Genomic DNA, 13,922 nt, shown 5'->3' with positions numbered 1-13,922 from the left:
GGGCGGGCCGACGGCGCGGGACGGCCGGGCAGGAAGGGCGGCGGCGCCCGCCGGCCCGCGCGCAGCGGCACGGTCCCCACCTCCCGCAAGGAGACCCCGGGCAAGGACACCCCCCGCAAAGACGCCCCGCGCAAGGACAGCGGACGTAAGGACGGCGCACGCAAGGAACGCGCACGCAAGGACACCGCGGGCAAGGAGAAACCGGGCGGGCGGACGGGCGGCGCCGCGACGGCCGTCAAGCGCTCCGCGCGGAAGAAGGCGCCCGCCAGGGGCGCGACGGCGGAGAGCCGCACGGCCCGCAACGCCCAGACGGCGCGGCCGAAGACGGACGGAGCGGGCCCCCGCGGCCCGCGCCCCGGCGGCGGATCCGGACGGCGCCCGCCGCCCGGCCGCCCCCCGCGGTCCCGGGTCCCCTTCCACCGCCGCGACCCGCTCAAGCGGCTCAACGTCGGGTTGCTCGTCGTCGCGTTCGTGCTGTCGCTGTTCGCCGGGCGGCTCGTCCAGCTCCAGACGATCGACTCGGGGCAGTACACCGAGCAGGCGATGCTGCAGCGGATGCGGGAGCTCAAGCTGCCCGCCGTCCGCGGCGACATCACCGACGCGCAGGGCAACCCGCTCGCCATGACGGTGGAGGCCCGCGCGATCTTCGCGGACCCCTCGCTCATCAAGCCGGACAAGCGGCAGCCGATCGTCAACGCGCTGGCCCCGACGCTCGGGCTGAACCCCGCGACGCTGCTGAAGCAGATCAGCAAGCCCGAGACGCGGTTCGTGTACCTCGCGCACGGGGTCCGCCCCGACCAGGCGCGGCTGGTGAGCTCGTGGAACTTCCTCGGCATCGGTACTTTGCCGGAATACCGCCGGGAATACCCCAACGATTCGCTGGCCGCCAGCGTCATAGGTTTCGTGAACGACACGGGGAGCGGCGCCGCCGGCCTGGAGAGCTCGCTGAACGGCGTGCTCGCGGGCAAGGAGGGCTGGCAGCGGGTCGAGATCAGCCCCGAGGGCCAGCACATCCCCATGGGCGAGGACCAGAAGCGCCCGTCGGTGCCCGGCCGCGGGGTCCGCCTGACGCTGCAGCGCGACCTGCAGTTCAAGGCGCAGCAGGCGATCGAGCGGCAGGTCAGGGCGAGCAGGGCCAAGAGCGGCACCGTGATCGTCATGGACCCGCGCACCGGCCGCCTCCTCGCGATGGCGTCCGCGCCGGGGTTCGACCCGAACGACTACGCCGACTCCGACCGGTCCCGCTGGGGCAGCCCCCTGGTGCAGGAGGCCTACGAGCCGGGCAGCACCGGCAAGGTCGTCACCGCCGCGGCCGTCATGGAGCACGGCGGCGTCACCCCGCAGACGCCCTACACCGTCCCGGACAAGATCAAAAAGTACGACGTGGTGTTCCACGACTCGCATCCGCACCAGCCCGAGCGGCTGACGTTCGCCGGCGTGCTCGCCAAGTCGAGCAACGTCGGCACGATCATGGCGAGCGAGACCATCGACTCGCAGCGGCTCTACCAGACGCTGCGCGACTTCGGGTTCGGCCGCCGGACCGGCCTGCCGCTGCCCGGCGAGACGCAGGGCCTGCTGGAGCCGCCGGGCAAGTGGTCGGGCACCGACCGGTACCCGATCGCGTTCGGGCAGACGGTCTCGGTGAACGCGGTGCAGATGGCGAGCGTGTACTCGACGATCGCCAACGGCGGCGTCCGCGTCGCGCCGAACCTGATCGCGGGTACCGTCGGGGAGCACGACAGGTTCACCCCGGCGCCCGAACCGGAGCGCAGGCAGGTCATCAGCGCCAAGACGGCCCGGCAGATCAGCGACATGCTGGAGGGCGTCACGACGAAGGAGGGCACCGCCCCGAAGGCCCAGATCAAGGGCTACCGCGTCGCCGGCAAGACCGGCACCGCCGAGGCCGTCAACCCGCGCTGCGGCTGCTACGACGGCGGCGGCTACACCGCCTCCTTCGCCGGGTTCGCGCCCGCGGACGACCCGCGCCTGGTGGTGCAGGTCGTCCTGCAGGATCCGAAGCGCGGGAGCCACTATGGTGGCGATGCGGCGGCACCGGTCTTCAAGGACGTGATGAGCTTCGCGCTTCAGTCCGAGAAGATCCCGCCGACGGGGAGCAGGCCGCCGATCATCGAGATCCGCGCCCGCGACTGATCGCAGCGAGTACCCTCCTCGCCTGTGAGTCCACCACCCGTGTCCGACCAGTCCCGTACCGTCCGCAACGAAAGAAACGTCATGCGTCCCACCACCAACCCGGCTCGTCCGCTGAGCGGACTCGCGGCGCTCCTCGGAATCGGATCGGACGAACAGGGCGGACAGGACGTATGGGACGCGGTGTCCGTCACGGGGATCACACATGACTCGCGCGCCGTGCTGCCGGGCGACGTCTACGCGGCGCTGCCCGGGGCCCGCGCGCACGGCGCCCAGTTCTCCGCCCAGGCCGCGGAGGCCGGCGCCGTGGCGATCCTCACCGACGCCGACGGGCACGACCGGGCCGCGGCGACGGGCCTCCCCGTCCTGGTGACGGGGGACGTCCGGGCGCGGCTCGGCGACGCGGCGTCGTGGGTGTACGGGGAGCCCGGGCGCGACATCACGCTCATCGGCGTGACCGGCACCAGCGGCAAGACCACCACGGTGTTCCTGGTGGAGGCGGGCCTGCGCGCCGCCGGGATCGAGACGGGCCTGGTCGGCGGCGTGGAGATCCGGGTGGGCGGCGACCGGGTGCCGAGCGCGCTCACCACGCCGGAGGCGACCGACCTGCACGCGCTGCTCGCGATGATGCGCGAGCGCGGCGTCGGCGCCGCCGCGATGGAGGTGTCCAGCCACGCGCTGGTGCAGGGCCGGGTCGGCGGCGCCCGCTACGAGGTCGCGGTGTTCACGAACCTGTCCCAGGACCACCTCGACTACCACCCGACCATGCAGGACTACTTCCTCGCGAAGGCGCGGCTGTTCACGCCCGAGTACTCGCGGGTCGGCGTGATCAACCTCGACGACCACTACGGCCGCGAGCTGCTGGAGATCGCCACGGTGCCGGCGACGACGTTCTCCCCGACCGGGGACCCGGCGGCCGACTGGCGGGCCGAGGACGTGCGCGTCGGCGCCGACGGCAGCGTGTTCCGCGTGGTCGGCCCCCTCGGCATCGAGGCCGACGGCGAGGTCCGCCTCGCCGGGCCGTTCAACGTCGCCAACGCCCTGGCCGCGATCGTCGCGCTGGTGGAGGCGGGCATCCCGCTGCAGGCGGCGGTCCGCGGGGTGGCGTCGCTGCCCGGCGTCCCCGGACGGCTGGAGCGGGTCGACGAGGGGCAGGACTTCGTGACCCTCGTCGACTACTCGCACAAGCCGGGGGCGGTCGAGGCCGTCCTGAACGCGCTGCGGCCCGTCACCGAGGGCGACCTCGCGGTGGTGATCGGCTGCGGCGGCGACCGCGACCGCGGCAAGCGGCCGCTCATGGGCGAGGCCGCCGCGCGGCTGGCCGACATGGCGTACCTCACCAACGACAACCCGAGGTCGGAAGATCCACTGGCCATCCTTGCCGCTATGGTCGAGGGCGGGCTCAAGGTGCCGCAGCCGGAGCGCGCGCACATCGTCGTGGAGCCCGACCGCGCCGCGGCGATCGACCTGGCCGTCGGCCGCGCCCGCCGCGGCGACGTGGTCGTCGTCGCGGGCAAGGGGCACGAGCAGGGCCAGAACGTGGCCGGCGAGGTACATCCGTTCGACGACCGCGAGGTCGTGCGCGCCGCGCTCCGGCGCCGTGCGGACGCGCTCCGGCGCCATGGACAAGGGACAAGAGGGGACGGGACGCAGGCGTGATCCCACTTCCGCTGTCGACGATCGCGGAGATCACGGGAGGGACCCGGCACGGGCCGCCGGACCCGGTGGTGGACGACCCGGTGGTGGACGGCCCCGTGGTGATCGACTCCCGCGCGGTGGAGCCCGGGGCGCTGTTCGCGGCGCTGAAGGGCGACCGCGCGGACGGGCACGACTTCGCGGCCGGGGCCCTCGCGGCCGGGGCGGCGGGCGTGCTCGCGCAGCGCCCGGTGGACGGGCCGTGCGTGGTCGTCGACGACGTCCAGGAGGCCCTCGGACGGCTCGCGAGGGGCGTCCTGGAGCGGCTGCCCGACGTGACCGTCGTCGCGGTCACCGGCTCGGCCGGCAAGACCTCCACCAAGGACCTCATCGGGCAGGTCCTCAGCGGCGCGGGCCCGACGGTCTACCCGCCCGGCTCGTTCAACAACGAGATCGGGCTGCCGCTCACCGTGCTGCGCGCCGACGCCGCCACCCGGCACCTCGTGCTGGAGATGGGGGCCCGCGGCATCGGCCACATCGCCTACCTCACCGGGATCGCGCGCCCGGACGTCGGCGTCGTGCTGAACGTCGGCACCGCGCACGTCGGGGAGTTCGGCGGCAGGGAGAACATCGCCCTGGCCAAGGGCGAGATCGTGGAGGCGGTCCCGCCGGGCGGCACCGCCGTCCTGAACGCCGACGACCCCCTGGTCAGCGCGATGGCGTCCCGGACGCGGGGCGAGGTCGTCATGTTCGGCCGCTCGCCGGGCGCCGCGGTCCGCGCCGAGGACGAGACCCTCGACGAGCAGGGCCGGGCGAGCTTCACCCTCGTGACGCCGGAGGGCGCGGCGCCGGTCGCGCTGCGCCTGCACGGCTCGCACGCCGTCCCGAACGCGCTGGCCGCGGCCGCGGCGGCGCGTGCGGCGGGGCTCGCGCCCGGAGCGGTCGCCGAGGCGCTCTCGGCGGCCGTGCCGGTCAGCCGGTGGCGGATGGAGGTCACCGAGCGGGCCGACGGGGTGACCGTGGTGAACGACGCCTACAACGCCAACCCCGACTCGACCCGCGCCGCGATCGACGTGCTCGTTCACCTGGCCCGCGGCCGCCGCGCCTACGCGGTCCTGGGCGAGATGGCCGAACTAGGTGACTCGTCCGTGGCGGAACATGCCAGGATCGGGCAGCATGTCGCGCGCAGTGGGATCGCCGGGTTCGTGGTGGTCGGTGCGAACGCGGCGGCGATGGCCGAAGGGGCCGGGCAGGTGGCGTCATGGACGGGAGAGTGCGTACAGGTGGATGACGTCGGCGCGGCGGTGACCGTGCTCAGGGAGCGGCTGGCGCCGCGGGACGTCGTGCTGGTGAAGGGCTCCCGCGTGGCCGGCCTGGAACGGGTGGCCGAGGCGATCCTCGCGGAGGACGGCCGATGACCAACATCATCATCGCCGCGGGGATCGCGCTGATCTTCGTCGGGGTCGGCACGCCGGTGTGGATCCGCATCGTCAACCGGCTCGGCTACGGCCAGATGATCCGCGACGAGGGCCCCGAGGCCCACCTGAACAAGCGCGGCACCCCCACGATGGGCGGGACGGTCTTCATCGTCGGCTCGCTCGTCGGCTACGCGGCCGCGCACCTGTTCACCGGGGAGGCCCCCACCATCTCGGGGATCCTGGTGCTGTTCCTGATGACGGGCCTCGGCCTCGTCGGGTTCGTGGACGACTACATCAAGGTGTTCAAGCAGCGCAGCCTCGGGCTGCGCAGCGGCGCCAAGATGATCGGCATCATCCTCGTCGGCGTCGTGTTCGCGGTCGCGTCGCTGAACTTCCCCAACGGCTACGACGTCACCCCCGCCGACCCCCACCTGTCCTTCCTGCGCGACTTCGGCCCCTCGATCGGCCCGTACCTGTTCGTGGTGTGGGCGCTGCTGCTCATCGCGGCCATGTCCAACGGCGTGAACCTCACCGACGGTCTGGACGGACTCGCGGCGGGCCCGGCCGGCATGGTGCTGGCCGCCTACGTCATCATCGGCAACTGGCAGCTGCGCAACAGCTGCGCCGCCAGCCTCGTCCCGAACTGCTACAGCGTCCGCGACCCCCTCGACCTCGCGGTGGTCGCCGCGGCCGTGCTCGGCGGCGTGTTCGGGTTCCTGTGGTGGAACGCCCCGCCCGCGAAGATCTTCATGGGCGACACCGGCTCGCTGGCCCTCGGCGGCGTGCTGGTCGGCCTGGCGATCCTCACCCGCACCCAGCTGCTGCTGGCCATCCTGTGCGGGCTGATCGTGATGATCACGCTGTCGGTGATCATCCAGGTCGGCGGGTTCAAGATGACCGGCAAACGCGTGTTCAAGATGGCCCCGCTGCAGCACCACTTCGAGCTGTCGGGCTGGGCCGAGACCACGATCGTCGTGCGCTTCTGGCTGATGTCCGCGCTGTTCGTGGCGATCGGCATCGGCCTGTTCTACCTCGAATGGATGCCGAAGAAGTGAACGAGCGCCCCTGGGAGGGCCGCCCCTGGGACGGCCAGAGCGTGTGCGTGGCCGGGCTCGGCGTGTCCGGCCGCGCCGCCGCCCGCGTCCTCGCCGCGCGCGGCGCCCGCGTCACCATCGTCGACGCCCGCGACGGAGAGGAGCAGCGCGGCCACGCCGCCGAGCTGGAGGCCCGCGGGGTCACGGTCCGCCTCGGCGACGGCGAGTCCCTCCCGGCGGACGCCGACCTCGTCGTGACCTCGCCGGGCTGGCGCCCGGACGCGCCGCTGCTCGCCGCGGCCGCCGCGGCCGGCATCGAGATCATCGGCGAGGTGGAGCTGGCGTGGCGGCTCCGCCCCGAGGGCGCGGCGCCCTGGCTGGCCATCACCGGGACGGACGGCAAGACCACGGTCGTGCGGATGCTGGCGTGCATGCTCACCGCCGCCGGGCACAAGGCCATGGCCGTCGGAAACGTCGGCACTCCCATCGTGGAGGCCGTGAGCGAGCCCTACGACGTGCTGGCGGTGGAGCTCTCCAGCTACCAGCTGCACTGGTCCCGCTCCCTCGCCCCGTACGCGGCCACGGTGCTGAACGTCGCGCCCGACCACCTCGACTGGCACGGCTCCATGGACGCCTACGTCGGCGCCAAGGCCAAGATCTTCGCCCCGGGCTGCGTCGCCGTCTACAACGCCGACGACGACATCTCCGCGGCGCTCGCCGAACGCGCCGAGGGCGTGTCCCGGAGGATCGGCTTCACCCTCCAGGTGCCGCGGCCCGGGGAGCTCGGCGTCGTGGAGGAACTGCTGGTCGACCGGGCCTTCACCGACGACCCCGCGACCCAGGCCGCCGAACTCGCCGCGCTCGGCGACGTGCGGCCGTTCGCGCCGCACAACGTCGCCAACGCGCTCGCCGCCGCCGGGCTGGCCCGCGCGTTCGGCGCGCCGCCCGAGGCCGTCCGCGAGGGGCTGCGGGCGTTCGTCCCCGACCCGCACCGCATCCAGCACGTCGCCGACGTCGCGGGCGTCGCCTACGTCAACGACTCCAAGGCGACCCAGCCGCACGCCGCCGCCGCGTCCCTCGCCGCCTACGACAGCGTCGTGTGGATCGCCGGCGGCCTCCTCAAGGGCCTGGACGTCGACGACCTGGTGCGCTCGTGCGCCGGCCGGCTGCGCGGCGCCGTGCTGATGGGGCGCGACCGGCACCGGATCGCCGAGGCGCTCGCGCGACACGCCCCGGATGTCCCCGTGGTGGACGTCCCCGACACCGACACTGGGGCGATGGACCGCGTCGTCGCCCACGCCTCCGGCCTCGCCCGGCCGGGGGACACCGTGCTGCTCGCGCCCGTCGGGGCCTCCTTCGACATGTTCGCCAACTACCCGGCCCGCGGGGACGCCTTCATCGCGGCGGTCGAGCGCCTCTCCCGGGACGCCCGGTAACGATGACCACCGCGGCCGGGGAGGACGGCGCCGCCCGGCGTCCGGGTCCACGGGAGCAGGTGGTCGCCGCCGTGGGGCTGCTCGACCGGCCCCTCACCTCCTACTACCTGGTGCTGGGCTGCTCGGTGATGCTGCTCGCGCTCGGCCTGACGATGGTGCTGTCGGCCTCCAGCGTGAAGCAGCTCCAGGCGACGGGTTCGGCGTACACGCTGTTCCAGAAGCAGGCCGTGTGGGTCGCGATCGGGCTGCCCGGCATGTGGGTGGCGTCCCGGCTGCCGGTGAAGACGTTCCGCGCGCTCGCCTACCCGCTGCTTCTGCTGTCGGTCGTCGCGCTGGCGCTGGTGCTGGTCCCCGGGCTCGGGCGCAGCGCGGGCGGCGCGACCCGCTGGGTCGACCTCGGCCCGGTGCAGATCCAGCCGTCCGAGCTGGCCAAGCTCGCCCTGGTGCTGTGGGGCGCCGACCTGCTGGCCCGCAAGGACCGGCTCGGCCAGCTCACCGAGTGGCGGCCGCTGCTGGTGCCGCTGATGCCGGGCGCCGGGGTGCTCGTCCTGCTGGTGATGCTGGGCAGCGACCTCGGCACCACGCTGGTGCTCCTCACGATCTTCCTGGCGCTGCTGTGGGTCGTCGGCGCCCCCGGCCGGCTGTTCGTCGGCATCGCGGGGCTCGTGTGCCTGCTCGTGTCGATCCTCATCATCGTCGAGCCGTACCGGATGCAGCGCCTCACCGGGTTCCTCGACCCGTCCGGCAACCAGCTCACCACCAACTACCAGGGCACGCAGGGGCTGTTCGCGGTCGCCTCGGGCGGCCTGTTCGGCACGGGCCTCGGTGAGGGCCGCGCCAAGTGGGACTACCTGCCGCACGCCGAGACCGACTTCATCTTCGCGATCGTGGGGGAGGAGTTCGGCCTCGTCGGGACGCTCGTCGTGCTCGGCCTGTTCGGGATGCTCACCTACGCGGGCCTGCGGATCGCCCGGCGCGTGAAGGACCCGTTCACCCGGCTCGCCGCCGCGGGGGCCACGGCGTGGCTGGTGGTCCAGGCGATCGTGAACATCGGCGCGGTCATCGGCGTCCTGCCCATCACGGGAATCCCCCTCCCGCTGGTGTCCTACGGGGGCTCGGCGCTCATCCCGACCCTGTTCGCGCTCGGCATGCTGCTCGCGTTCGCCAAGCGCGAGCCCGGCGCGCGGCAGGCACTCTCCGCACGGGGTCCCGGACCGGTCGTGAGGGCTCTAAGCTGGCTGGGTCTGGCACGGCGTTGAAATCCCCCCTTCGAACCACGCTGAGGAGTTGTCAACGGACATGAGGGTTGTCCTGGCCGGCGGCGGCACCGCCGGACACATCGAGCCCGCCCTGGCGCTCGCCGACGCGCTGCGCCGCAACGACCCGAACACCGGGGTCGTCTGTCTGGGGACCGAGCGGGGGCTGGAGACCCGTCTCGTCCCGCAGCGGGGCTACGAGCTCGCCCTGATCCCGCCGGTGCCGCTGCCGCGCACGCTCACCCCGCAGCTGCTGTCGGTGCCCGGCCGGCTGCGCGGGGCGATCAACGCGGCGGCCTCCGTCCTCGACCAGGCCCAGGCCGACATCCTCGTCGGCTTCGGCGGCTACGTCGCCACCCCGGGCTACCTCGCGGCGCGCAAGCGCAAGGTGCCGATCATCGTGCACGAGGCCAACCCGAAGCCCGGCCTGGCCAACAAGCTCGGCGCCCGCTTCACCGAGCACGTGGCGGTCTCGCACGCCGACTCGCCGCTGCCGAACGCCCGCTTCGTGGGGATCCCGCTGCGCCGCGAGATCGCGACGCTGGACCGGCTGGCGATGGGCGACAAGGCCCGCTCCTACTTCGGGCTGCTCCCCGACCTGCCCACGCTGCTGATCTTCGGCGGCTCGCAGGGCGCCCGCTCGCTGAACCAGGCCGCCGTGGCCTCCGCGCCGTACTTCCGGCAGGCGGGCATCCAGGTGCTGCACATCGTCGGGCCGAAGAACACCGAGGAGCCCGAGCCCGCGGCCGGCGGCCCGCAGTACGTCACGATCCCCTACTGCGACCGGATGGACCTCGCCTACGCCGCCGCCGACATGGCGATGTGCCGCGCGGGCGCGATGACCTGCGCCGAGTTGGCCGCGGTCGCGCTGCCTGCGGTGTACGTCCCGCTCCCCATCGGCAACGGCGAGCAGCGGCTGAACGCCGAGCCGATCGTCGCGGCGGGCGGCGGCATGCTGGTCGACAACGCCGAGCTGTCGCCGGACTGGATCGCCCGGCACCTGCTTCCGGTGCTGGCCGACCCGGCCCGCGTCGCGCACATGTCGGAGGCCGCCGGCCGGATGGGCCGCCGCGACGCCGACGTCGCGCTCGCCCAGATGGTCTACGAAGTGGTCCGCTCCGCGGGCGCCGCCCGATGAGCCTGATCGACCCGGGGGAGGCGGTGCCGGCGGCCGATCTCGGGCGGGTCCACTTCATCGCGATCGGGGGCGCCGGCATGTCCGGCGTCGCCCGCATCATGCTGCGGCGCGGCATCGCCGTGTCCGGCAGCGACGCGCGCGACTCCGAGCTGCTCACCCAGCTCGGCGACCTCGGCGCCAAGGTGTTCGTCGGGCACGACGCCGCGCACGTGGGCGACGCCGACACCGTCGTGGTGTCCACGGCGATCCGCGACACCAACCCCGAGCTGGTCGCCGCACGCGCGCGCGGGCTTCGCGTCCTGCACCGCTCGGCCGCGCTCGCCTCGCTGATGGCGGACCGCCGGGCCGTCGCGGTCGCCGGCACGCACGGCAAGACCACCACCACCTCGATGCTGACGGTGGCGCTCCAGCACGCCGGCGCCGACCCGTCCTACTGCATCGGCGGGCAGCTCGTCACCACGGGCCTCGGCGCCGACGAGGGCACCGGCGAGGCGTTCGTCGCGGAGGCCGACGAGAGCGACGGCTCGTTCCTCATGTACACCCCGAACATCGCGGTCGTCACCAACGTCGAGGCCGACCACCTCGACAACTACGGCGGGTTCGAGAAGGTCAAGGAGAACTTCGCCCGCTTCGTCGACCGGATCGAGCCGGGCGGCACCCTCGTCGCCGGCGCCGACGACCCGGTCGCGATGGAGCTCGCCGAGCGGGCGCGGGCCCGCGGCCTGACGGTGCTGACCTACGGGCAGGCCGAAGGCGCCGACCTGCGCGTGACCGGGTTCACGCCGCGCGGCCTCGGCTCCCGCTTCGAGATCGAGGGCGACGGGGAGTTCACGCTGGCCGTGCCGGGGCGGCACAACGCGCTCAACGCCGCCGCCGTCGTCGCGGTCACGCGGTCCCTCGGCCTGGACGACGCGCCGGTGCGCGACGGCCTCGCCGCGTTCGGCGGGGCGATGCGGCGGCTGGAGCGCAAGGGCGAGGCGGGCGGCGTCGAGGTGTTCGACAGCTACGCCCACCACCCGACCGAGCTGACCGCCGACCTGGACGCCACCCGCGACTACCTGGGGGAGAAGGGCGAGGGGCCGGACGGGCGGGGCCGCATCGTCGCCGTGTTCCAGCCGCACCTGTACAGCCGCACCCGGTTCTTCGCCGCCGAGTTCGGCGCCGCGCTCGGCCTCGCCGACGTCGCGGTCGTCCTCGACGTCTACGGCGCCCGCGAGGACCCCGAGCCCGGCGTCACCGGCGCGCTGGTCGCCGACGCCGTCCCGCCGGGAACCGAGACCGTCTACGCGCCCGAGCGGGACGAGGTGCCCGGCATCGCGGCGTCGCTCGCCCGCCCCGGCGACGTCGTCATCACGCTGGGCGCCGGTGACGTGACCCAGCTCGGCCCGCTCATCCTGGAACGGCTCGCCGGGGCGCAGGGCCCGTCGGGGCGATAGGGCTCGACAGGAGATCGGGCTCGCCGAGGGGGTCGGGCATGTCGGGGGGATCGGCTTTCGGGGGAGCGGGGCGTGACACGCCGTCGCGCGCGGGGTCGGCGGCCGGCGCGGGGATCACTGTCAGGCTTGGGGCATGACTGAGGCGCAGACGGGCCGCCGCGCGTCGCCGGAGCCGGAGCACGATCCGGACACGGAGACCGCGGCGCCGGACGGGCGCGCCCGCGCGAACCGCTGGAAGGTGGTGTTCGTCACCCTCCTGGTGGTCGGCGCGCTCGGCGCGGTGTCCTGGGTCCTGCTCGGGTCGAGGCTGCTGGTGGTGCGGCACGTCGAGGTGACGGGCACCCGCCTCGCGTCCGCCGACCAGGTGGTGGCCTCCGCCGGGATCGATCTCGGCACGCCGATGGTGCGGCTCAGGACGGGCGCGGTGCGCGACCGCGTCGAGCGGCTGCGCGAGGTCGAGTCGGCGGCGATCGAGCGGCGCTGGCCGGGGACGGTCCGCATCGTCGTGCGGGAGCGCGAGCCGATCGCGGTGTTCCGCGACGGCGACGGCTACCACCTGCTCGACCGGCACGGCGTGACCGTCGCCGACGAGGAGGCCCGCCCGGCGGGGCTTCCCGCGCTCACGGTCGCCTCGCCCGGGCCGTCCGACCGGGCGACCCTGGCGGCGCTCACCGTGCTGTCCGCGCTGCCCGAACGCCTCAGCGGCAAGCTCACCGAGGTGGAGGCGAGCGGTCCCGAGGAGGTGACCCTCTACATGGCGGGCGGCCAGACGGTGGTGTGGGGGGCCGCCGAACGGGCAGACGAGAAGATCAGGTTGCTGGACGCCGTGCGGCGGACGGCGGCGGGGCGCGCCGTCCGCACCGTCGATGTCAGCTCGCCGGAGGTCCTCAAGACGGAATGAGCCCGCTCGGGCGGCCGGGCCGGGGGACCTGCGAAGGCGGGCGGTCCGCGACACGCCGGTGGAGTTCGGGGGAGGTTAGTTGACCCTGGCGGTAAGGCCGCCCTACTGTCCGTATCAGTCCTCAGGTTGACATAACTGTAAGCCTCAAGTTGAGGGTGAGGGTTTACCCCCGCCAGCAGACGGCTTCACAGCGAGGCTTCACAAACCAGCTCGAACACCCAGCTCGGATACACAGAGCGAAACACAGCTCAAAGCACAGTCGGAATACAGGTCGGGAACACCGCGACGGCACGGTCGGCAGATCGGGCAGGGCGGTCGGAGAGAGCGGAAAGGCCCCTCGTCGTGGCAGCACCGCAGAATTACCTCGCGGTCATCAAGGTCGTCGGCATCGGCGGCGGCGGCGTCAACGCCGTCAACCGGATGATCGAAGAGGGACTCAAGGGCGTCGAGTTCATCGCGATCAACACGGACGCCCAGGCGCTGCTGATGAGTGACGCCGACGTGAAACTGGACGTGGGCCGCGAGCTCACCCGGGGCCTCGGCGCCGGGGCGAACCCCGACGTCGGCCGCAAGGCCGCCGAGGACCACCGGGAGGAGATCGAGGAGGTCCTCAAGGGTGCCGACATGGTGTTCGTCACCGCCGGCGAAGGCGGCGGCACCGGCACCGGCGGCGCGCCCGTGGTCGCCAACATCGCCCGCTCGCTCGGCGCGCTGACCATAGGCGTCGTCACCCGGCCCTTCAGCTTCGAGGGCAAGCGCCGCGCCATGCAGGCCGAGGCCGGCATCGAGACGCTGCGCGACGAGGTCGACACCCTCATCGTCATCCCGAACGACCGGCTGCTGTCGATCTCCGACCGGCAGGTCAGCGTGCTGGACGCCTTCAAGGCCGCCGACCAGGTGCTGCTGTCCGGTGTCCAGGGCATCACCGACCTGATCACCACCCCGGGCCTGATCAACCTCGACTTCGCCGACGTCAAGTCCGTGATGTCCGGCGCCGGCTCGGCGCTGATGGGCATCGGCTCGGCGCGCGGCGACGACCGCTCGGTCGCCGCCGCCGAGATGGCGATCTCCAGCCCGCTGCTGGAGGCCAGCATCGACGGCGCGCACGGCGTGCTGCTGTCCATCTCCGGCGGCTCCGACCTCGGGCTCTTCGAGATCAACGAGGCGGCGCAGCTGGTGTCCAACGCGGCGGCGCCCGATGCCAACATCATCTTCGGCGCGGTCATCGACGACGCGCTCGGCGACGAGGTCCGGGTCACGGTGATCGCGGCGGGTTTCGACGAGGGGCGTCCGGCCAAGCCGGTCCCTGAGCCGGAGAGCAAGCGGCTGCCTCCGCCCCCGCGTCCCGTCCCGCCGCCCGCGTCCCCGCCCGCGCCGGCCAACCCGATCCCCAGCCGGGTCGGGCGGTCCGAGCCGCCGGGCGCGCAGCCGACCGCGCAGCAGCAGTCGGTGGCGCAGGCCGCCGCCGCGTCCCCGCCCCCAGCTCAGCAGCGGCCGGAGGCCGACCGTCCCGCGCCCGC

At 73.6% G+C, this 13,922-nt stretch carries 10 protein-coding genes; all 10 read left to right on the top strand.

Annotation, left to right across the window (positions count from 1 at the left end):
- The first annotated feature begins 453 nt into the window (after positions 1–453).
- Positions 454–2,151: a peptidoglycan D,D-transpeptidase FtsI family protein gene (locus tag ABWI04_RS38205; protein ID WP_446678591.1), complete on the top strand. Its 1,698-nt coding sequence runs from the start codon at positions 454–456 to the stop codon at positions 2,149–2,151.
- An 81-nt stretch (positions 2,152–2,232) separates the two neighbouring features.
- Positions 2,233–3,807 carry a UDP-N-acetylmuramoyl-L-alanyl-D-glutamate--2,6-diaminopimelate ligase gene (locus tag ABWI04_RS38200; RefSeq protein WP_353835425.1) on the top strand — a complete coding sequence of 525 codons (1,575 nt, stop codon included), beginning with the start codon at positions 2,233–2,235 and terminating at the stop codon, positions 3,805–3,807.
- Positions 3,804–5,201 carry a UDP-N-acetylmuramoyl-tripeptide--D-alanyl-D-alanine ligase gene (locus ABWI04_RS38195; protein WP_353835423.1) on the top strand — a complete coding sequence of 466 codons (1,398 nt, stop codon included), beginning with the start codon at positions 3,804–3,806 and terminating at the stop codon, positions 5,199–5,201. Before ABWI04_RS38200 ends, ABWI04_RS38195 begins: the two co-directional genes overlap by 4 nt.
- Positions 5,198–6,256 (top strand): phospho-N-acetylmuramoyl-pentapeptide-transferase, encoded by a 1,059-nt coding sequence (gene mraY / locus ABWI04_RS38190; protein WP_353835422.1) that lies wholly within the window; start codon positions 5,198–5,200, stop codon positions 6,254–6,256. Before ABWI04_RS38195 ends, mraY begins: the two co-directional genes overlap by 4 nt.
- Complete coding sequence (murD, locus tag ABWI04_RS38185) at positions 6,238–7,671, top strand: UDP-N-acetylmuramoyl-L-alanine--D-glutamate ligase (protein ID WP_353835421.1); 1,434 nt, start codon at positions 6,238–6,240, stop codon at positions 7,669–7,671. The genes mraY and murD overlap by 19 nt, the downstream gene beginning before the upstream one ends.
- A 2-nt stretch (positions 7,672–7,673) precedes the next feature.
- Entirely contained in the window at positions 7,674–8,930 is a 1,257-nt protein-coding gene (gene ftsW, locus ABWI04_RS38180) for a putative lipid II flippase FtsW (protein ID WP_345175490.1), read from the top strand.
- Between the two features lie 40 nt (positions 8,931–8,970).
- Positions 8,971–10,065, top strand: a complete 1,095-nt coding sequence (gene murG / locus ABWI04_RS38175) for an undecaprenyldiphospho-muramoylpentapeptide beta-N-acetylglucosaminyltransferase (RefSeq protein WP_089312300.1) — start codon at positions 8,971–8,973, stop codon at positions 10,063–10,065.
- On the top strand, positions 10,062–11,501 hold the full coding sequence (gene murC / locus ABWI04_RS38170; protein ID WP_345175489.1) for a UDP-N-acetylmuramate--L-alanine ligase: 1,440 nt from the start codon (positions 10,062–10,064) through the stop codon (positions 11,499–11,501). Before murG ends, murC begins: the two co-directional genes overlap by 4 nt.
- A gap of 133 nt (positions 11,502–11,634) precedes the next feature.
- Positions 11,635–12,402 (top strand): cell division protein FtsQ/DivIB, encoded by a 768-nt coding sequence (locus tag ABWI04_RS38165; RefSeq protein WP_353835420.1) that lies wholly within the window; start codon positions 11,635–11,637, stop codon positions 12,400–12,402.
- Positions 12,403–12,744: 342 nt separating this feature from the next.
- Positions 12,745–13,922 (top strand): cell division protein FtsZ (gene ftsZ, locus ABWI04_RS38160; RefSeq protein WP_353835419.1); only part of this gene is annotated, 1,178 nt, incomplete at its 3' end.

Source organism: Actinomadura sp. NPDC000929, from assembly GCF_040492065.1.
In the GTDB taxonomy this organism is placed as follows: domain Bacteria; phylum Actinomycetota; class Actinomycetes; order Streptosporangiales; family Streptosporangiaceae; genus Spirillospora; species Spirillospora verrucosospora.
Note: the sequence above shows the minus strand (reverse complement) of the source record. Positions and strands in the feature narration are given on the sequence as shown.